This is a genomic window from Cupriavidus taiwanensis LMG 19424 (genome assembly GCF_000069785.1).
Taxonomy (GTDB): Bacteria; Pseudomonadota; Gammaproteobacteria; order Burkholderiales; family Burkholderiaceae; genus Cupriavidus; species Cupriavidus taiwanensis.
On the sequence record NC_010530.1, the window covers coordinates 1,709,486 to 1,728,941 of the forward strand.

At 69.1% G+C, this 19,456-nt stretch carries 13 protein-coding genes and 2 pseudogenes; 11 read left to right on the plus strand and 4 right to left on the minus strand.

The features are described from left to right. Positions 1 to 54: 54 nt before the first annotated feature. Positions 55 to 903, minus strand: coding sequence for an IclR family transcriptional regulator (locus RALTA_RS23285; protein ID WP_041232801.1), 849 nt, complete (start codon positions 901 to 903; stop codon positions 55 to 57). A 334-nt stretch (positions 904 to 1,237) separates the two neighbouring features. On the opposite strand from RALTA_RS23285, the gene RALTA_RS23290 reads away from it, so the two are divergent. The 8 genes from RALTA_RS23290 to pdeM all read left to right on the plus strand — a co-directional run bounded on the left by RALTA_RS23290 (position 1,238) and on the right by pdeM (position 12,767). Then, positions 1,238 to 2,674, plus strand: a complete 1,437-nt coding sequence (locus RALTA_RS23290) for an amino acid permease (protein ID WP_012356400.1) — start codon at positions 1,238 to 1,240, stop codon at positions 2,672 to 2,674. A 76-nt stretch (positions 2,675 to 2,750) separates the two neighbouring features. After that, positions 2,751 to 4,313: a MocR-like pyridoxine biosynthesis transcription factor PdxR gene (pdxR, locus tag RALTA_RS23295; protein WP_041232592.1), complete on the plus strand. Its 1,563-nt coding sequence runs from the start codon at positions 2,751 to 2,753 to the stop codon at positions 4,311 to 4,313. A gap of 139 nt (positions 4,314 to 4,452) precedes the next feature. Continuing rightward, complete coding sequence (locus tag RALTA_RS23300; RefSeq protein ID WP_012356402.1) at positions 4,453 to 4,854, plus strand: nuclear transport factor 2 family protein; 402 nt, start codon at positions 4,453 to 4,455, stop codon at positions 4,852 to 4,854. 16 nt (positions 4,855 to 4,870) lie between these two features. Then, positions 4,871 to 6,316: an NAD(P)/FAD-dependent oxidoreductase gene (locus RALTA_RS23305; RefSeq protein ID WP_012356403.1), complete on the plus strand. Its 1,446-nt coding sequence runs from the start codon at positions 4,871 to 4,873 to the stop codon at positions 6,314 to 6,316. Positions 6,317 to 6,569: 253 nt separating this feature from the next. Beyond that, positions 6,570 to 7,691 (plus strand): ligase-associated DNA damage response exonuclease, encoded by a 1,122-nt coding sequence (locus tag RALTA_RS23310; protein WP_012356404.1) that lies wholly within the window; start codon positions 6,570 to 6,572, stop codon positions 7,689 to 7,691. Then, on the plus strand, positions 7,688 to 9,361 hold the full coding sequence (locus tag RALTA_RS23315; RefSeq protein WP_012356405.1) for an ATP-dependent DNA ligase: 1,674 nt from the start codon (positions 7,688 to 7,690) through the stop codon (positions 9,359 to 9,361). Before RALTA_RS23310 ends, RALTA_RS23315 begins: the two co-directional genes overlap by 4 nt. Further along, a complete protein-coding gene (locus RALTA_RS23320; RefSeq protein ID WP_041232593.1) occupies positions 9,358 to 12,063 on the plus strand; it encodes a ligase-associated DNA damage response DEXH box helicase in 2,706 nt (901 codons plus the stop codon). The genes RALTA_RS23315 and RALTA_RS23320 overlap by 4 nt, the downstream gene beginning before the upstream one ends. Then, on the plus strand, positions 12,060 to 12,767 hold the full coding sequence (pdeM, locus tag RALTA_RS23325; protein WP_012356407.1) for a ligase-associated DNA damage response endonuclease PdeM: 708 nt from the start codon (positions 12,060 to 12,062) through the stop codon (positions 12,765 to 12,767). Before RALTA_RS23320 ends, pdeM begins: the two co-directional genes overlap by 4 nt. On the opposite strand, the gene RALTA_RS23330 is transcribed toward pdeM, so the two are convergent. Beyond that, a complete protein-coding gene (locus RALTA_RS23330) occupies positions 12,752 to 13,525 on the minus strand; it encodes an SDR family NAD(P)-dependent oxidoreductase (RefSeq protein WP_041232594.1) in 774 nt (257 codons plus the stop codon). The two genes, pdeM and RALTA_RS23330, sit on opposite strands and share 16 nt — an antisense overlap. A gap of 676 nt (positions 13,526 to 14,201) precedes the next feature. Here RALTA_RS23330 and RALTA_RS29210 point away from each other — a divergent pair. The 3 genes and pseudogenes from RALTA_RS29210 to fusA form a co-directional block, all read left to right on the plus strand. Beyond that, positions 14,202 to 14,981 (plus strand): annotated as a pseudogene (locus RALTA_RS29210) (LysR family transcriptional regulator); the annotation flags it as partial. A gap of 67 nt (positions 14,982 to 15,048) precedes the next feature. After that, positions 15,049 to 15,186 (plus strand): annotated as a pseudogene (locus RALTA_RS29215) (short-chain dehydrogenase/reductase); the annotation flags it as partial. A gap of 201 nt (positions 15,187 to 15,387) precedes the next feature. Beyond that, complete coding sequence (gene fusA, locus RALTA_RS23340; RefSeq protein WP_012356411.1) at positions 15,388 to 17,451, plus strand: elongation factor G; 2,064 nt, start codon at positions 15,388 to 15,390, stop codon at positions 17,449 to 17,451. A 22-nt stretch (positions 17,452 to 17,473) separates the two neighbouring features. Here the strand turns inward: fusA and RALTA_RS23345 are convergent, their stop codons facing one another. Next, positions 17,474 to 19,138 (minus strand): cation acetate symporter, encoded by a 1,665-nt coding sequence (locus tag RALTA_RS23345; RefSeq protein ID WP_012356412.1) that lies wholly within the window; start codon positions 19,136 to 19,138, stop codon positions 17,474 to 17,476. Next, on the minus strand, positions 19,135 to 19,443 hold the full coding sequence (locus tag RALTA_RS23350) for a DUF485 domain-containing protein (RefSeq protein ID WP_012356413.1): 309 nt from the start codon (positions 19,441 to 19,443) through the stop codon (positions 19,135 to 19,137). Before RALTA_RS23350 ends, RALTA_RS23345 begins: the two co-directional genes overlap by 4 nt. Positions 19,444 to 19,456 lie beyond the last annotated feature (13 nt).

A 19,456-nucleotide genomic window follows, 5' to 3' on the forward strand; every position in this document is an offset into this window, starting at 1 on the left:
ATCCATGCCAATCGGCACGGCGGCAAGCGGAGCATTTCCGCGTGACGCCGTGCGCTATTCGTCCTCTTCCGCGGCTTCCGTGGCCTCGGCGCCGCCCTGCCAGCTGCCGGCGCTGTCGGCCTCGATCTTCGCCAGCGCTGCCGCCGCCCGCTGCAGCGCGGGCAGCAGCTGCACCGCCTTGTCGCGCGGCACCCGCATCACCGGGGCCTGCAGCGCCAGCCCCAGGTTGGACTTGCCGCCGTCTGCCGCCGGCACCAGCACGCCGATGCAGACCAGCCCCGGCAGGAATTCCTCGTCGTCCATGGCGTAGCCGTCGCGCTTCACGCGCTCCAGTTCCGACTCCAGCTGCGCATGGTCGGTCAGCGTGTTCTGCGTGTAGCGCTCCAGCTCCACGTTGGCCAGCAGACGCTGCCGCTGCGCCGGCGCCAGCTGCGCCAGGAACAGCTTGCCGGTGGCAGAGCAGTGCGCCGGCACGCGCGAACCCGGATGCAGGTAGAAGCGCAGCGGCGCAGCGGTCTCGACGCGATCGAGGTACAGCACCTCGCCGCCGGAGAACGCGGTCAGGTTGCAGCTTTCGCCCACCTCTTCCACCAGCCGGCGCAGCACCATGTGACGCGCGCCGTGCGACGTGCTGTTGAGCAACAGGTTCTCCGCCAGCCGGCGCAGCCGCAGGCCGGTGCCGTATTGCCGCCCGTCGCCGTTGCGCTGGATCAGTCCGGCCGCCTCCAGCTGCTGCAGCATGCGGTGCAGCGTGGGCTTGGGCAGGCCGGTCTCTTCCACCAGCGCCTGCAGATTGAAGGACTGGTCCTTCTCCGCGATGACCTCGAGCAGGCCGAACAAGCGCAGCGCCGGCGTGTCTCCGTCCGGCCTGGCTTCACTTTTGGCGAAGCGCATATCGTTCATGCCTGGCTCCATCATAGGTAAGTTTCATTTTCAGAGTCAAATCATATCAATTATCGAAACTTCTGGTTGACCTTCCCGAGCAGACGGCCTACATTCCGGTTAAACAATAATTTTTTGGAACTTCTGGTTCCATTTTTTAAGCGAACACCGGAGACAAGTCGACATGTACGGATAGGCCATCCTCTCCCGGGATTGCAAATACTGAACGACCACGGCCCCAGGCTGGCATTTACTGCCCCGCCACCTATACCGAAGAGAAGCCGTGGCGCCTGCCTTAATCGCTGGACTGGCTGCAACGCAGTACCGACAGCAAGCGCAGCACAGGAGACACAACATGATCCAACAACCATCGTCCGGCAACGGACTATCCCACGGCCTCAAGCAACGCCACATGACCATGATCGCGCTCGGCGGCGTGATCGGCGCGGGGCTCTTTGTCGGCAGCGGCGTCGTCATCAAGTCGGCCGGCCCGGCCGCGGTCCTTTCGTTCCTGATCACCGGCCTGCTGGTGGTGCTGGTGATGCGCATGCTGGGCGAGATGGCCTGCGCCATGCCCGGCGGCGGCGGCTTCTACGAGTATGCACGCGAAGCCTGGCGCGATCGCCCGGCGGTGGGCAACCTGGCTGGCTTCCTGACCGGCTGGATGTACTGGTACTTCTGGGTCATCGTGGTGGCACTCGAAGCGGTGGCGGGGGCGGACCTGGTGCGTTACTGGCTGCCCGACGTGCCAAACTGGATCATCAGCCTGGTGCTGCTGGTGATGCTGACGCTGACCAACCTGGTATCGGTCAAGTCCTTCGGCGAGTTCGAATTCTGGTTCGCCTCGATCAAGGTGGCGGCGATCATGGTGTTCCTGTTCGTCGCCGGCGTCTACGTGCTGGGCCTGGCTCCCGGGTCGCACGGCATGGAGGTGGCCAACCTGACCGCCAACGGCGGCTTCATGCCCAACGGCATCGTGCCGGTGCTGACCGGCGCGGTGGCGGCCACCGGCTTCTACTTCGGCGCCGAGATCGTCACCATCGCCGCCGCCGAGACCGCCGAGCCGCAGAAGGCCGTGGCCAAGGCGACCAGCTCGGTCATCACGCGTGTGCTGGTGTTCTATGTCGGTTCGATCCTGCTGGTGGTGTGCCTGGTGCCGTGGAATTCCACCAGCATCGCCACGCCGTACGTCAGCGCGCTGAACGTGATGGGCGTGCCGGCGGCCGCGCAGATCATGAACGCGATCGTGCTGACCGCGGTGCTGTCGGCGCTGAACTCGGGCCTGTACGCTTCCTCGCGCATGCTGTTTGCGCTGACGCGCCGCGGCGACGCACCGCAGTCGCTGGCCCGCGTCAGCCGCAACGGCGTGCCGGTGCGCGCCATCCTGGTGGCGACGCTGTTCGGCTACGGCGCGGTGGTGATGTCCTATGTCTCGCCTGATACGGTGTTCGCCTTCCTGGTGAATTCGTACGGCACGGTGGCGATCTTCGTCTACATCCTGATCGCGATCTCGCAGCTGCGCCTGCGTTCGCGGCTGGAGCGCGAGGCCCCCGGCCAGCTGCGGGTGCGCATGTGGTGCTACCCGTACCTCACCTATGTCGCGATCCTGGGCATGCTGGGCATCGTGGTCGCCATGGCCTTTATCCCCGACCAGCGCACGCCGCTTGCGCTGGGGGTCATCAGCCTGCTGATCCTGCTGATTGCCTACGGCGCGCGGCAACTGTTTCGCCGTGGCGCCGAGCCGGTAGTGCCGCTGGCCGAAATGCCAAGGCCTGACCTCCACAAGTATTGATGTGCCACGCGGCGCGCCAGTGCAGTAAGCTGGCGCGCTGTGTCGTTTGCAGTGTCGTTGTTTTTGCCCCCGCACCATGAGCCTCAAGTCCCCCGCCACGATGTGGTCCCAGCTGTTCCAGCAGCACGCCCTGTCGGGCCTGAGCCTGCAGGGCAAGATCCGGCAGATGCTGGTCTCGGCCATCCTCGACGAGCAGCTGCCGCAAGGCGAACCGCTGCCGAGCAGCCGCGAGCTGTCGGCGCAGCTGCGCGTGGCGCGCAACACGGTGGTGCTGGCCTACCAGCAGCTGGTCGACGAGGGCTACCTGGTCGCGCGCGAGCGCAGCGGCTACTTCGTCAACCCCGGCATCCTCGGCACCCGCGTCAGCGGCGTGGCCTCGCTGCGCGGCGAGCCGGTGCCGGCGCGCGCGGGCGAGCCCGACTGGGAACGGCGTTTCGTGTTCCGCCCCACGCAGCAGCGCAATATCGTCAAGCGCGCCAACTGGCGCGACTACCCCTACCCCTTCATCTACGGCCAGTACGACCCGGCGCTGTTCCCCACCGCGGACTGGCGCGAATGCTGCCTGAAGGCGCTGAGCGTGCTCGACATCCACGACTGGGCCCAGGACATGATCCTGCGCGACGACGAGTCGCTGGTGCAGCAGATCCGCACCCGCGTGCTGCCGCGCCGCGGGGTCTGGGCCGGCACCGACGAGATCGTGGTCACCGTAGGCGCGCAGCAGGCGCTGTACCTGCTGGCCGACCTGCTGGTCAGCCCCGACACGCCGGTGGGCATCGAGGACCCCGGCTATCCGGACGCGCGCAATATCTTCGGCTCGCACACGTCGAACCTGGTGCCGCTGCCGGTCGATGACGGGGGCCTGATGCTGTCCGATGCGCAGCGCGCGTGCGACTACGTCTACGTGACCCCGGGCCACCAGTGCCCGACCACCGTCACCATGCCGCTGGCGCGGCGCCAGGCGCTGCTGCGGCAGGCCGAGGAAGCCGACTTCGTGCTGATCGAGGACGACTACGAGGCCGAGAGCCGCTTCGAAGGCGATCCCACGCCCACGCTCAAGAGCCTGGACCGCAGCAACCGCGTGATCTACGTCGGCAGCCTGTCCAAGAGCCTGGCGCCGGGCCTGCGCATCGGCTACATCGTCGGCCCGGCCGCGCTGATCGCGGAGCTGCGCGGCGCGCGCCGGCTGATGCTGCGGCATCCGTCTGCTTATATCCAGCGCGCGTTCTCGCTGTTCCTGTCGCTCGGCCACTATGACGCGCACCTGCGCCGGCTCGCCGCCGCGCACCGCGAGCGCGCCGAAGCGGTGCTGGCCGCGCTGGCCGCGCATATGCCGGATTTCCATGCGGTGCCCATCGCCGGCGGGGCCTCCTGCTGGATCGAAGGGCCGTCCTGGCTCGACGCCGATGCACTGGCGCGGCTGGCGGAGCTGCAAGGCGTGCTGATCGAGCCCGGCAGCGTCTTCTTCATGGCCGAGCCCGCGCCGCGCAACGGCTTCCGGCTGGGCTACTCGTCGATCTCGCTGGACCGCATCGAGCCCGGCATCCGCGTGCTGGCCGGCGTCGCGCGTGAACTGCAGGCCACCGCGGGCAGCGCAACGCCCCCCGCCGCCGTCACTTCCCGAGCCCGCCCCGCCGCCTGAGCGCGGCCCGGCCGCGCCTGCGCCGCTGGCCCAAGCGATAGTCCCGAACTGGCGCTACAGCGCCGCGGCCGGTTTCCCTATCCTCGAGTCATGGCCAGTTCCACACGGACCGGCCCACAACACTCACGGAGACCAAGCCATGTCCAAGGACAATACCGCCGCCGGCATCGAACTGCTGCAAGCCTTCAACGACGCCTGGAACCGCCACGATATCGACGCGCTGATGGCCTGCATGGCCGATGATTGCGTCTTCCACGGCGTGGCCGGCCCTGACCTGCTCGGCCGCAGCTTCGTCGGCCGCGAGGCGGTGCGCGAAGGCTTCCAGCTGGCCTGGCAGACCTTCCCCGATGCGCAATGGGTCGATGGCGACCACTTTGTCGTCGGCGACCGCGGCGTCAGCGAATCCACCTTCCGCGGCACCCGCGCCGACGGCGCGCGCATCGAAGCGCGCATGGTCGACGTGTTCACCTTCCGCGGCGGCAAGATCGCGGTGAAGAACGCCTACCGCAAGGACCGCCCGCCGGTGGCAGCCGTAGCCTGAAGCGAGGAGACGCGCCATGCAAGCCGTAGCCCCCCGCAGCAGCCTCCTGGCCGGCGAGCAGTCGACCGCCCCGACCCGGCCGTACGACCCCGCCTACGATCCGCTGCACACGCCCACGCCCGGCCATGGCCGGGAATACGCCCCAACTTACTGGATCGGCACCGCGGGAGAGCCGCCCGCCGACGACGGCCCGATCACGCATGACATCGATGTCGACGTGGCCATCATCGGCTCCGGCTTCACCGGCCTGACCTGCGCCATCTTCCTGGCGCAGGAATACGGCATCAAGGCCACCGTGCTCGAGGCCAACCGCGTCAGCTGGGGCTGCAGCACGCGCAACGGCGGCCAGGCGCAATGCGCGTCGGGCCGGCTCAAGCGCTCGCAGTGGATCCAGCGCTACGGCCTCGATACCGCGCTGCGCCTGCACCAGGAGGTCTGCGACGGCATGGAGACCTTCAAGGGGCTGATCAAGGACATCGACTGCGATCCGCAGCCCGGCGGCCACCTGTATATCGCGCACCGCGACAAGGTAATGCCCGCGCTGGAGAAGGAAGCGAAAATCCTGCGCGAGGTGTTCAACTACGACGCGCGCATCCTTGACGCCGACACCGTGCGGCGCGAATACGTCGACGACAAGGAAGCCGCGGGCGCGATGCACGAGCCCGAGGGCATCGGCATCCATGCCGGCAAGCTCGCCTTCGGCTACCTGCGCCGCGCGCGCGCGCTTGGCGCGAAGGTGCATCCGTCCAGCCCCGTGACCGGCTGGGAAACGCGCAACGGCGTGCACTACCTGCGCACCCCCGGCGGCATCGTGCGCGCGCGCGCCGTGGGCGTGGCCACCGGCGGCTATACCTCGCAGTCGCTGCACCGCGAGCTGAAGAACCGGCTGTTCCCGATCCTGTCGAACTCCATCGTCACACGCCCGCTCACGGCGGACGAGCTGGCCGCGTGCAACTTCCGCACCACGCAGGTCATCACCGACACCCGCATCCTGCGCCACTACTACCGGCTGATGCCCGACGGCCGCCTGCAGATCGGCAGCCGCAGCGCCATCACCGGCAACGATGCTCCGCAAGACCAGTACAAGCAGAAGCTGATCGCGGACATGCACCGCAAATTCCCCGCGCTGCAGGGCATCCAGATCGACTATTCCTGGTGGGGCTGGGTCGACGTCAGCCACGACATGATGCCGCGCATCACCCAGCCCGACCCGGCGCAGTCGATCTACTACGCCATGGGCTACGGCGGCAACGGCGTGATGTATTCCGCCCAGGCCGGCAAGCGCCTGGCGGCGCTGATCGCCGGCAAGTCCTCGGCGCTGCCGGAACTGCCCATCTTCCGCTCGCCGCTGCCGTTCCCCAACGTGCGCGAGATGGTCGAATCGCAGATGTTCGCGCCGTTCCGGAGGTTGGGACAGCGGGTGCTGTATCACTGGTATCACTGGAAGGACGACGTGTTCTGAAGGTGCGGCGCGGCTTGCCGAGCACGACTGCGTTTGCCACCGCCCAGCGTGATCGCTCCCCTCTCCCGCCCGGCGGGAGAGGGGAGCAAACAGTCAGCGCGGTTGCGCCGAAGCACAGCCTATAGGGCCTGCATATTGTCAGACCGCCACCGACACCCGAACCAGCCCCCACCGCCTCCACACCGCGTGGCTTAGCGCAGTATGATGCCCAGGTCTCCCTCCGCGGGAGCATCGCGGCCGCGCACCGGCTGCAGTGCATCAGGAGGCACGCTTGGAAACCACCCGGCAGCTCCCAGACTCCGCCAGCCCCGGCGACCTGATCGTTGCCCGCCCGGAAGGCCTCTATTGCCCGCCCGGCGATTTCTACATCGATCCATGGCGCCCGGTCGAGCGCGCCGTTATCACGCACGCGCACTCCGACCATGCCCGCTTCGGCCATGCGCACTATCTGTGTGCCGCGCCCGGCCGCGGCGTGCTGCTGGCGCGGCTGCCTGGCATCCAACTCGACACCCTGCGCTACGGCGAACGCATTACCCACCATGGCGTTACGCTGAGCCTGCATCCGGCCGGGCATGTGCTGGGCTCTGCGCAGGTGCGGCTGGAGCATGGCGGGCAGGTCTGGGTGGCCTCGGGCGACTACAAGCTGGAAGCCGACGGCACCTGCGACCCGTTCGAGCCGGTGCCCTGCGACACCTTCATCACCGAAAGCACCTTCGGCCTGCCGATCTACCGCTGGCCGCCGCAGGCCACGCTGATGGCCGAGATTTTCGACTGGTGGCAGGCCAATTCCCGCGTCGGGCGGGCCAGCATCGTCTACGCCTATACCTTCGGCAAGGCGCAGCGCATCCTGCACGGCCTGCTGCGGCATGCCGGTGGCGATGGCATGCCTGGGCCGGTGATCGTGCATGGCGCGCTGACGCAGCTCAACGCCGCCTATGCCGAGGCCGGCGTCGCGCTTCCGCCGATGGCGCTGGCCACCGAGCTGCCGGCGCGCAGCCCGCTGCTGCGCCAGGCGCTGGTGGTGGCGCCGCCATCGGCACAACGTTCGCCTTGGCTGCGGCGTTTCGGCGATGCCTCCGATGCCTTCGCCAGCGGCTGGATGCAGCTGCGCGGCACGCGCCGCCGCCGGGGCGTGGACCGAGGCTTCGCGCTGTCCGACCATGCCGACTGGCCCGGTCTGCTGCAGGCGATCAGCGCCACCGGCGCCGCACGCATCATCGTGACCCACGGCAACGTGCCGGTGATGGTGCGCTATCTGAGCGAGCGCGGCTGGCAGGCGCAGGCCTTCGATACCGAGTACGGCGACGACGATGAAGCGGCGCGCGCAGAGCTGGCGCCGTCGGCCGAAGCGGGCCAGGAAGAGGCCGCGCCATGAAGGCCTTCGCCGACCTCTATGCCGCGCTGGACGGCACCACGTCGACCAAGGCACGTCTGGGCGCGCTGGTCGATTACCTGCGCAGCGCGCCGGCCGAGGACGCCGCCTGGGCCGTCTATTTCCTGGCGGGCGGCAAGCCGCGCCAGATCGTGCCGGTATCGCTGCTGCGCGACCTGGCGCGACAGGCCGCCGACCTGCCCGACTGGCTGTTCGAGGAAAGCTACCAGGCGGTCGGCGATCTCGCCGAGACCATCGCGCTGCTGCTGCCGGACCCGCGCGATGCGGACCACGCCGGCCTGGCCGAATGGGTCGAGCAGCGCCTGCTGCCGCTGCGCGGCCTGCCGCCGGACGCGCTGATGCCGCGGCTGGATGCGCTGTGGCGACCGCTCGACGCGCATGGCCGGCTGGTGCTGTTCAAGCTGATCACCGGCGCGTTTCGCGTGGGTGTGTCGCGCCTGCTGGTGACACGGGCGCTGGGCGAGGTGGCCGGCATCGATCCCAAGCGTGTGGCCGAGCGCATGGTCGGCTACACCGATCTGTCGGCGCGGCCCGACGCGGCGCGCTTCCTGGCGCTGCTGGCGCCCGAGGACGAAGACGACCGGGCGCTGCGCGCCGGCGGCCAGCCGTATCCGTTTTTCCTGGCCCACCCGCTGCAAGCCCCGGCCGAACAGTTCGACACCGTGCTGGGCACGCCCGGCGCGTGGCTGGTCGAATGGAAGTGGGATGGCATCCGCGCCCAGCTGGTGCGGCGCGGCGGCCAGACCTGGCTGTGGTCGCGCGGCGAGGAACTGATCACCGAGCGCTTCCCGGAACTGCAGCAAGCCGCCGCGACGTTGCCGGACGGCACCGTGCTCGACGGCGAGATCGTGATCTGGCAGCAGGGACGCGTGCAGCCGTTTGCGTTGCTGCAGCAGCGCATCGGCCGCAAGACGCTGAGCGCCAGGCTGCTGCGCGAAGCGCCGGCGATCCTGATGGCGTACGACCTGCTCGAGTGGCAGGGCGAGGACTGGCGTACCCGCCCGCAGGCCGAACGACGCGCGCGGCTGGAACAGGTGGTGGCTGCGCACGTCCATCCCGCGCTGGAACTGAGTCCGCTGGTCGAGGCCGACAGCTGGGAACGCTATGCCCGCCTGCGCGATGCCTCGCGCGAGCTCGGTGTGGAAGGCTTCATGCTGAAGGCGGCCGGCGCGGCCTATGGCGCGGGCCGCACCAAGGACGTGGGGGTCTGGTGGAAGTGGAAGATCGACCCGTACTCGGTCGATGCCGTGCTGGTCTATGCGCAGCGCGGCCACGGCCGCCGCGCCAGCCTCTATACCGATTTCACCTTCGCGGTCTGGAACGGCCCGCCCGGCACGCCGGGGCGGGCGCTGGTGCCCTTCGCCAAGGCCTATTCCGGGCTGACCGACGACGAGATGCGTGCGGTCGATGCCATCGTGCGCCGGACCACGGTCGAGAAGTTTGGCCCCGTTCGCAGCGTGGAGCCGACCCAGGTCTTCGAGCTCGGCTTCGAAGGCATTGCCCGCAGCGGCCGCCACAAGAGCGGCATTGCGGTGCGCTTTCCGCGCATGCTGCGCTGGCGCACGGACAAGCCGATCGACGAGGCCGACACGCTGGCCACGCTCGAAGCGATGCTGCCGGCCACCGGCGCGCCGCGGGAGGATGCGGCATGAACCCGCCGCGCGGCGCGCGCCGGCCAGCGATCGAATCGGCGCCCACCCCGCCGCCATTGACCGTGGCCCAAGGCATGCAGGCGCTGTTCGATGCGCGCGGCTGGCAGCCCTTCGCCTTCCAGCGCGAAGTCTGGACCGCGATCGCGCGCGGCCAGAGCGGGTTGCTGCATGCCACCACAGGCACCGGCAAGACCTATGCGGCGTGGCTCGGCGCGCTGATGGCATTCGCCACGCCGCGCGCGGCCCCGTCGCACGACAAGCCCGCGCCGCCGCTGACGGTGCTGTGGCTGACGCCGATGCGCGCGCTCGCCGCCGACACCACGCGCGCGCTGCAGGCGCCGCTGGCCGAGCTGGGCCTCGACTGGACCGTCGCGCTGCGCACCGGCGACACCGGCAGCGCCGAGCGCGCGGCGCAGCAGCGCCGCCTGCCGACCGCACTGGTGACCACGCCCGAAAGCCTGAACCTGATGCTGACCCGTGCCGACGCGCACGACACCCTGCGGCGCGTGCGCATGGTGGTGGTCGACGAATGGCACGAGCTGCTGGGCAACAAGCGCGGCGTGCAGGTGCAGCTGGCGCTGGCGCGGCTGCGGCAATGGCAGCCCGCGCTGATGGTGTGGGGGCTGTCGGCCACGCTCGGCAACCTGCCGCACGCGGCCGACGTGCTGCTGAGCGGCGTGCCTGGCGAGCGGCGCGTGCTGGTGCACGGCCATACCCCGAAGACACTGGTGATCGATACCCTGCTGCCCGACAACGCCAGCCGCTTCCCGTTTGCCGGCCACCTGGGCCTGTCGATGCTGCCGCATGTGGTCGAAGAACTGGCTCAAGGCGGCACCACGCTGGTGTTCCTCAATACGCGCTCGCAGGCCGAGCTGTGGTACCAGGCGCTACTCGACGCGCGCCCGGAGTGGGCGGGCGAGATTGCCCTGCACCACGGCTCGCTAGACCGCGCGGTGCGCGAATGGGTCGAGCTGAACCTGAAGAACGGCGCGCTGCGCGCGGTGGTGTGCACCTCCAGCCTGGACCTTGGCGTCGACTTCCTGCCGGTGGAGCGCGTGCTGCAGGTGGGATCGCCCAAGGGAGTGGCGCGCCTGCTGCAGCGCGCCGGGCGCTCCGGCCACGCGCCGGGCCGCGCCTCGCGCGTGACGGTGGTGCCCACGCACAGCCTGGAACTGGTCGAGGCCGTGGCCGCGCGGCATGCGGTGCGGGCGGGACGGATCGAGGCGCGCGAGTCGCCCGACAAGCCGCTCGACGTGCTGGTGCAGCACCTGGTGACGGTGGCGCTGGGCGGCGGCTTCCGGCCCGAAGCGTTGCTGGCCGAGGTGCGCTCGGCCTGGGCCTACCGCGGCCTGACCGGCGAGGAATGGCAGTGGTGCCTGGACTTCGTGCGCCAGGGTGGCGTCACGCTGACGGCGTACCCGGATTTCCGCCGCGCCGTGCCCGACGACGATGGCGTCTGGCGCGTGCCGGACGCGGGGCTGGCGCGGCGCCACCGCATGAGCGTGGGCACCATCGTCAGCGATGCCACCATGCAGGTGCGCTACTGGAGCCGCGCAGGCACCGGCGGCGCGTCGCTGGGATCGGTGGAAGAAGGCTTTATCGCGCGGCTGGCGCCGGGCGACTGCTTCCTGTTCGGCGGCCGGCTGCTGGAGCTGGTGCGGGTGCAGGAAATGACCGCCTTCGTGCGCCGTGCGACCGGCCGCCGCCCGGTGGTGCCGCGCTGGAACGGCGGCAAGATGCCGATGTCGACCGAGCTGGCCGAGGCCGTGATCGACACGCTCGCGGCCGCCGCGGCGGGCCGGCTGGATCCGCGCGACACCCCCGAGCTGCCGCTGATCCAGCCGCTGGTGGACCTGCAGGCGCAGTGGTCGGCCCTGCCCACGCGCCACACCCTGCTGGCCGAGTCGCTGCATTCGCGCGAGGGCTGGCACCTGTTCCTCTATCCGTTTGCCGGCCGCTCGGTCCACCTTGGCCTGGGCAGCCTGCTGGCATGGCGGCTGGGGCAGCAGGTGCCGGCCACGTTCTCGGTGGCGGTCAACGACTACGGGCTGGAATTGCTGGCGTCGGCGCCGGTGGACTGGGCCCGCTGGCTGCCGCAGGTATTGGCCGATGAGCGCCGGCGCGACCTGGCCGCCGACGTGCTGGGCAGCCTGAACGCGGGCGAACTGTCGTTGCGCCGTTTTCGAGAGATTGCCCGCATCGCCGGGCTGATCTTCCAGGGCTACCCCGGCGCGCCCAGGAGCGCGCGCCAGCTGCAGGCGTCGTCCAGCCTGTTCTACGAGGTCTTCCGCAAGCACGATCCCGGCAACCTGCTGCTGGGCCAGGCCGAACGCGAAGTGCTGATGCAGGAACTGGACGCGCACCGGCTCGCCGCAACGCTGGAGCGGCTGGCGGCGCTGAAGCTCGACCTGCACGCGCTGAAGCGGCCCACCCCGCTGTCGTTCCCGCTGGTGGTGGAATTCCTGCGCGAGAAGCTCAGCACCGAAAAGCTCGCCGACCGCATCGCACGGATGCTGGCCGACCTCGAACTGGCGGCCGGGCCAGAGCCCGGCGAAGCGGCGGGCATGCCGGCCGAAGCCATGGCCGATGCCGTGGCCGAGGCCGCGCGCTTCGGCATGGCCGACCATGCCGGCCCATCCGGCAGGACGCCGCGACGGCCGCGGCGCCCGCGCAAGCCGTCGAAGCCATTGCCGCTGCTATGACGCCCGACGCCCGCACCTTGCAGCAGGGCGGCGCGCTGCCCGTGTCGGCGGCCGGCGAAACCCTGTGGCTGCTGCCGGAACACGCGCTGTGGTGGCCGGCGGCCGGCATGCTGATGGTGGCGGACGTGCACTTCGGCAAGGCCGCGGCGTTCCGCGCGCTGGGCCAGCCTGTGCCGCATGGCACCACCGGCGACAACCTGGCGCTGCTGACCCGGCTGGTGCGGCAGCTGCCCGTCGATGAACTGGTGTTCCTGGGCGACTTCCTGCATGCGCGCGCCTCGCGTACGCCATCGGTGCTGCAAGCGCTGTACGACTGGCGCCACGGCTTGCCCGCGCCTTTGCGCTGCACGCTGGTCCGCGGCAACCACGATGCCCGCGCCGGCGACCCGCCTGCATCGCTGGACATTGCCGTGGTGTCCGAGCCCGCCTTGGCGGGCCCGTTCGCCCTGTGCCATATGCCCGGCGCTTCGCCGCTCGGCTATGTACTGGCAGGCCACCTGCACCCGGCCTGCCTGCTGCGCGGCAGCGGCGCGGACCGCCTGCGCCTGCCCTGCTTCCTGTTCGGGCCGCGGGGCGCCATCCTGCCGGCGTTCGGCGCCTTCACCGGGCATGCCACGGTGCGGCCGCAGGCCGATGAGCGCGCCTATGTCGTCGGTGGCGGCAGGGTCTGGCCGGCGCGCACGGCGCGTCAGAACAACGTATAGCCGCCGTCGATGACGAAGGTATCGCCGGTGTGGTAGGCCGAGGCCGGGCTCATCAGGTAGACCGCGATGCCGGCGAAGTCGCTGCCCTCGCCCCAGCGGCGCATCGGCACGCGCTTGTGCACCATCTCCTGGAAGGCATCGTTGCCCTGCGCCGCGCTGGTCATCTCGGTCTTGATCCAGCCCGGCAGGATCGAATGGGCGCGGATGCCCATGCGCGCATACTCGACGGCGAGCCCACGCATCATCGAAATCACGCCGCCCTTGGTGGCGGCGTAGTGTTCGGCGCGCGGCGCCCCTTCGATGGCGGCAACCGAAGCCGTGCTGCACAGCACGCCACCGTCGCCCTGCGCCAGCATCTGCCGCACCGCGGCGCGCAGCGTGAAGAACGCCCCGTCCAGGTTGACGCGCAGGGTCCGGCGCCAGACCTCGGTCGCGATCTGGTCGAACGGTGCCTTGCTGCCGCTGCCGACGCCGGCGTTGGCAAAGCAGCCGTCAATGCGGCCGAGCGCCGCCACCGTGCGCGCCATCGCGGCATCGACCGCCTGCTCGTCGCCCACGTCGCACAGCTCCGTATGCACCTTGCGTCCGTGCCGGCCCAGCCGGTCCGCCGCGGCGGCGTTCTTGTCCGCGTTGGTGCCCCAGATCGCGATATCGGCACCGGCCGCGGCCAGTCCTTCGGCAATGCCCAGGCCAATGCCGCCATTGCCGCCGGTCACCAGTGCCACCTTGCCGGTCAGGTCGAACGGATGCGTGCTCATGTCTGTCTCCTCGGATGGTTTGTCGCTGTCTTGGCCGGACATTGTTGGCAGGACACGCGCAAAAGCTCGTCGTCGGAACAGATGAAATTCGCCCGGCGGGGGAAATCAAGGGGAAATCAGAGAAGCGGGCGTGGCGCCGCCACGCCGCACTGCAGCAACGGCATCATGCGATGCCGGCGGTACGCGCATGTCGCGGCTGGTGCGCTGGCGGCGCCGCGCGGCACGCTACGCGATGTGGCCTAGCGCAAGCCGAAGAAGCTGAGTACCGCGAGAATGATGACCACGGCTCCAACAAGCCAGACGATATTCATGACAGCTCTCCTTGTCCCAAAGGTCCCGACGCGGCCTCAACCGACGCCTTGTGGCGGGTGGATGGTCGACCCGGTCAAATGACTCTCGGGCCAGCGATATACCCATCGCTGACATGAAGTCCCGCAACATTCGTGCCTTGGGCTGCAGACGCATCGGGTGGCGCATCGGTGGCCGCTCCACGCTTGCACACCTGCCGCCGGCGCCACCGATCCATGGATTACAAAGACAGCCAGCGCCTTAATTACAAACGCATGACAGGGAAGCCGTGGCGAGGCCCCGGCAATCAACGTGGTCCGTGCGTGCTGCGCTCCGTCTTGCGCACCGCGATATGATGGCCGCCTCCCACCTCCTCAGATTGCCAGTCATGGACAACGCCCGGGTCCTCACCCTCTTCCTCGGCGTGGTGCGCGTCGGCAGCTTCCGGCGTGCCGCGGTCGAGGCCGGTGTCACGCCGCAGGCGGCGAGCAAGGCCGTGCGCACGCTGGAGACCTATCTGGGCGTCCGCCTGCTGCACCGGACCACGCGCAAGCTCAGCCTGACCGAGGAAGGCGCACGCCTGTTCGAACTGACCGCGCCGGGCATGCGCCAGCTCGACGAAGCGCTCGAACAGGTCCGCGCCAGCCGCAGCGAAGACGACGGACTGATCCGCCTGACCGCGCCGCCGTCGCTCGGCAGCCGCGTGCTGGTGCCGCTGGTCAAGGGCTTCCGCGAACAGCATCCCGGCATCGGCTTCGACGTGGTACTGAGCGACCTCTTCACCGACCTGGTCGAAGCCAGGATCGACGTCGGCTTCCGCGTCGGCACCAGCCCGGGCCAGAACCTGGTGGCGCGGCGCCTGTGCGACCTGCCGCTGGTCATCTGCGCGGCGCCGGATTACCTCGCGCGGCACGGCGCGCCGGCCACGCTCGACGAACTGATGCGGCACCCGTGCACCGGCTTCCGCCGCCCGGCCACCGGCCGCATGGTGCCATGGGAATTGCACGTGGACGGCAACCTGGTGTACCGGGAGATCCCGGCGGTGGCCAGCTTCAACGATGTGGAGACCGAGGTCGAGGCGGTACGCGCCGGCATCGGCATCGGCCAGCTTCCCGCCTACATGGTCCATGACGACCTGGTCAGCGGGCGCCTCAGGGCCATCCTGCCCGGATACAGCAGCAGCCAGGTCGGGCTGTACATGTACTACCCGCACCGCAGCCAGATGCCGGGATCGCGACAGCGGCAACCCGCCGGTGCGGCTGCCGCTGGGCTCGGATACGGTGGCCCGCATCGCCGAGAAGAACCGCAAGGTGGAAAGCGAACTGGCCGCATGGCATGCGGTGGCGGTGTCGACCGACCACGCCACTGCCTGATCTGTTGCGGCGCAGCAGTCTTACCGGATTGCTGCGTTGCAGCCATGCGCGAGACGGGTAGGCGGCCGGCCAAGCGCCGGCCGCACCACTTCACCACGTTGCTGTATCAGGCTTTGTCCCGATGCCGACACTGGCATATGTCGCTTCCGGCGAATTTGGCCAATAATGCCCTGACAGCCATTGCCGGACGAGAGAGCCACCATGCACGACAGTCCCGATGCCATCCGCACCGTTGCCCTGCTCGGGCATGCGGGAAGCGGCAAGACCTCGCTGGTCGAAGCGCTGCTGCACAAGGGGGGTGCGCTGCACACCCCGGGCAGCGTGGAGCGCGGCTCCACGGTCAGCGACAGCGATCCGCTGGAGCGCAAGTACAAGCGCTCGCTCAGTTCCGCCATCACCCACGTCGACTACCGCGACACCCGCATCTACCTGCTCGATACACCGGGATATCCCGATTTTTCCGGCCTTGCGATCAGTGCCCTGGCGGCGGTCGAGACCGCGGCCATCGTTATCAACGCGCAGACCGGGATCGAAATGACCACGCGCCGCGCCATGGCCTGGGCGCAGTCGCGGCAACTGTGCCGGATGATCGTCATCAACGGTATCGACGGCGAGAAGGTCGACCTGCCCGCGCTGCTGGCGGAGATCCAGGAGGCGTTCGGCAAGGAATGCCTGCCCATCAACCTGCCGGCCGGAAACGGCGGCAAGGTGGTGGACTGCTTCTTCAATCCGGCCGGCGAGTCGGATTTTTTATCGGTGGCGTCGGCGCATGAAGCGCTGATCGACCAGGTGATCGAGATCGATCCGGAGCTGATGGAGGTGTACCTGGAGCAAGGCGAGGCCATCACGCCGGAGCAACTGCACGCGCCATTCGAGCGTGCGCTGCGCGAAGGCCACCTGGTGCCGATCTGCTTTACCTCGGCCGCCACCGGCGCCGGTATCGCGGAACTGCTCGATGTCTTCGTGCGGCTGCTGCCCAATCCCACCGAAGGCAACCCGCCGCTGTTCTACCGCTCGACCGGCACTGCCGAGGACGGCACCGAGAAACGCAAGGCGGTGCGGGCCGAGCCGGTGCCGGACAAGCACGTGCTGGCGCACGTATTCAAGGTGGTGGTCGATCCCTATGTCGGCAAGCTGGCGGTGTTCCGCATCCACCAGGGCACCGTCACGCGCGACAGCCAGCTCTATATCGGCGAGGGCCGCCAGCCGTTCAAGGTGGCGCACCTGCTGTTGCTGCAAGGCAAGGAGACGCAGGAGGTGCAGCGCGCCGGCCCGGGCAATATCTGCGCGGTGGCCAAGGTCGATGAACTCGGCTTCGACGCGGTGCTGCACGACGCCACCGAGGATGGCGACATCCACCTGACGCCGCTGGAGTTTCCCACGCCGATCTACGGCCTGGCGATCGAGCCGGCGCGGCGCGGCAACGAGCAGCGGCTGGCCGAGGTGCTGCACAAGCTCAGCGCCGAAGACCCCTGCCTGCGCGTCGAGCATCCGGCCGGCACCAACGAGACCGTGGTGTTCGGACTGGGCGAGTTCCACCTGCGCTGCGCGCTGGAGCGGCTGACCGAGCAGTACAAGCTGGAAGTCGCCACGCGGCCGCCGAAGATCGCCTATCGCGAAACCATTGCCGGCAAGGCCGAGGGCCACCACCGCCACAAGAAGCAGACGGGCGGCGCCGGCCAGTTCGGCGAGGTGATGCTGCGCGTGGAGCCGCTGCCGCGCGGCGAAGGCTTCGAGTTCATCGATGCGGTCAAGGGCGGCGCGATTCCCGGCCAGTTCATCCCCGCGGTAGAGAAAGGCATCCGCCAGGTGCTGGAAAGCGGTCCGCTGGCCGGCTTTGCGATGCAGGACGTGCGCGTGACCGTGTACGACGGCAAGAGCCATCCGGTCGATTCCAAGGAAGTGGCGTTCGCCACGGCGGGGCGCAAGGCGTTTATCGACGCGGTGATGAAGGCCCGCCCCAGCGTGCTGGAGCCGATCGTCGAGATCGAGGTCACGGTGCCGGGCACCGCGATGGGCGATGTCATCGGCGACCTGTCCGCCAAGCGCGGCCAGGTGCATGGCACCCGCACCGGTGCCGGCAACAGTGTGATCGTTGCCGGGCAGGTGCCGCTGTCGGAGCTGAACGACTACCAGTCACGGCTGAACAGCATGACCGGCGGCCACGGCAGCTACACCATCCAGTTCAGCCATTACGACAACGTGCCGCCGGCGCAGCAGGAAAAGATGGCGTCCCGCCACAAGGCGCAGCAGGACACCGACTGAGCGCGGCCGGATTCGTGCGGGCTCAGTGCTGGCTGGCACCGGCTGCGCCGATGCCGGTCATGGCGCGCACGAACTGTGCGCCGTAGCGCTGGCGTTCGGCGCTCGCCTGCGCCGAGCGGTCCAGCATCGACACCAGCCAGGCGGCGGCAAAGGCCAGCGTCATCGAGAACAGCGCCGGGTTGGCATACGGGAAGATCGCCTGCTGGTGCTTGAGGATCCCCACCCACACGGCCGGACCCAGCACCAGCAGCACCACCGCCGACACCAGCCCCGCCAGGCTGCCGGCCACCGCGCCGCGCGTGGTCAGCCCCTTCCAGAACATCGACAGGAACAGCACCGGGAAGTTGACCGACGCTGCGATCGCCAGCACCAGCCCGGACAGGAAGGCGATGTTCTGCTTCTCGAACATCACGCCCAGCACCATCGCCAGCAGGCCGATCACCAGCGTGGCGATCTTCGACACGCGGATCTCGTCCTTCTCGCTGGCCTGCCCGCGGCGGAACACGTTGGCGTAGAGGTCATGCGACACCGCCGACGCGCCCGACAGCGCAAGCCCCGCCACCACCGCCAGGATGGTCGCGAACGCCACGGCCGAGATAAAGCCGAGGAACAGGTCGCCGCCGATCACGTGCGACAGGTGCACGGCCACCATGTTGCTGCCGCCGATCAGCTTGCCCGCCGCGTCGCGATAGGCCGGGTCCGCGCCCACCATCACGATCGCGCCGAAGCCCACCACCAGGATCAGCACGTAGAAGTAGCCGATGAAGCCGGTGGCGTAGAGCACGGACTTGCGCGCTTCCCTGGCATCCGCCACGGTGAAGAAGCGCATCAGGATGTGCGGCAGGCCGGCGGTGCCGAACATCATGCCGACGCCAAGCGAGATCGCATCGATCGGGTTGGACACCAGCCCGCCCGGCGCCAGGATCGCCGTGCCCTTGTCATGCACCTTGGCCGCGCTGGCAAAGATGGCTTCAGGACTGAAGCCGAAATGGGCCAGCACCATCACCGCCATGAAGGTCACGCCGCCGAGCAGCAGCAGCGCCTTGATGATCTGCACCCAGGTCGTCGCCAGCATGCCGCCGAACATCACGTACAGCACCATCAGCGCGCCGACGATGACCACCGCCGATTCATAGCTGGTGCCGAACAGCAGCTCGATCAGCTTGCCGGCGCCGACCATCTGCGCGACCAGGTACATGATGACCACCGTCAGCGTGCCGCACGCTGCGGTGATGCGCACCGGCTTCTGCGCCAGCCGGTACGAGACCACGTCGGCAAAGGTGTAGCGGCCCAGGTTGCGCAGGCGTTCGGCGACGATGAACAGGATAATCGGCCAGCCCGCCACCACGCCGAGCGCGTAGATCAGGCCGTCGTAGCCCTTGTCGAACATCATGGCCGAGATGCCGAGGAAGGACGCGGCCGAGACCATGTCGCCGGCGATCGCCAGGCCGTTCTGGAAGCCGGTGAGACCGCCGCCGGCCGCATAGAAGTCCGACGCCGAACGCGTGCGCCGCGCGGCCCAGCGGGTGATGCCGAGCGTGAACAGCACGAACAGCATGAACATCACGATGGCGCTCCAGTTCAGCGGCCGCTGCGCGGCTTCGCCCTGGATCGCGGGGGCCGCCGTGGCGGCCGTGCTCGCGAGCCCGCACAGGGCCGCGCCGAGGAAACGGTGTACCGGCTTCATGCTTCGCACTCCTTGCGCACGCGTTCGTTGAGCGGATCCAGGTCGCGGTTGGCGCGGTGGACGTAGATGGCGGTCAGCAGCACGGCGGCGACGATCACTGCGACGCCTACGGGGATACCCACCGTCATGACGCCCCCGGCGAACGGCGTGCCGAGCGTGGCGGGCGAAAAGGCCAGCAGCAGGATGAAGCCGAAGTAAATCGCCAGCATGACCAGCGTCAGCGACCAGCCCAGCCGCGTGCGGCCGTGGATCAGGCGGATAAAGTCGGGGTGGTTCTGGATGGTTTCCAGTTGTCGCGCGTCCATGGTGTCTCCTTTG

What these genes read in the sequence shown, in the direction of transcription:
- RALTA_RS23285 (WP_041232801.1), bottom strand. Translation starts at nt 903, where the DNA reads ATGAACGATATGCGCTTCGCCAAAAGTGAAGCCAGGCCGGACGGAGAC.
- RALTA_RS23290 (WP_012356400.1), top strand. Translation starts at nt 1,238, where the DNA reads ATGATCCAACAACCATCGTCCGGCAACGGACTATCCCACGGCCTCAAG.
- pdxR (WP_041232592.1), top strand. Translation starts at nt 2,751, where the DNA reads ATGAGCCTCAAGTCCCCCGCCACGATGTGGTCCCAGCTGTTCCAGCAG.
- RALTA_RS23300 (WP_012356402.1), top strand. Translation starts at nt 4,453, where the DNA reads ATGTCCAAGGACAATACCGCCGCCGGCATCGAACTGCTGCAAGCCTTC.
- RALTA_RS23305 (WP_012356403.1), top strand. Translation starts at nt 4,871, where the DNA reads ATGCAAGCCGTAGCCCCCCGCAGCAGCCTCCTGGCCGGCGAGCAGTCG.
- RALTA_RS23315 (WP_012356405.1), top strand. Translation starts at nt 7,688, where the DNA reads ATGAAGGCCTTCGCCGACCTCTATGCCGCGCTGGACGGCACCACGTCG.
- RALTA_RS23320 (WP_041232593.1), top strand. Translation starts at nt 9,358, where the DNA reads ATGAACCCGCCGCGCGGCGCGCGCCGGCCAGCGATCGAATCGGCGCCC.
- pdeM (WP_012356407.1), top strand. Translation starts at nt 12,060, where the DNA reads ATGACGCCCGACGCCCGCACCTTGCAGCAGGGCGGCGCGCTGCCCGTG.
- RALTA_RS23330 (WP_041232594.1), bottom strand. Translation starts at nt 13,525, where the DNA reads ATGAGCACGCATCCGTTCGACCTGACCGGCAAGGTGGCACTGGTGACC.
- fusA (WP_012356411.1), top strand. Translation starts at nt 15,388, where the DNA reads ATGCACGACAGTCCCGATGCCATCCGCACCGTTGCCCTGCTCGGGCAT.
- RALTA_RS23345 (WP_012356412.1), bottom strand. Translation starts at nt 19,138, where the DNA reads ATGAAGCCGGTACACCGTTTCCTCGGCGCGGCCCTGTGCGGGCTCGCG.
- RALTA_RS23350 (WP_012356413.1), bottom strand. Translation starts at nt 19,443, where the DNA reads ATGGACGCGCGACAACTGGAAACCATCCAGAACCACCCCGACTTTATC.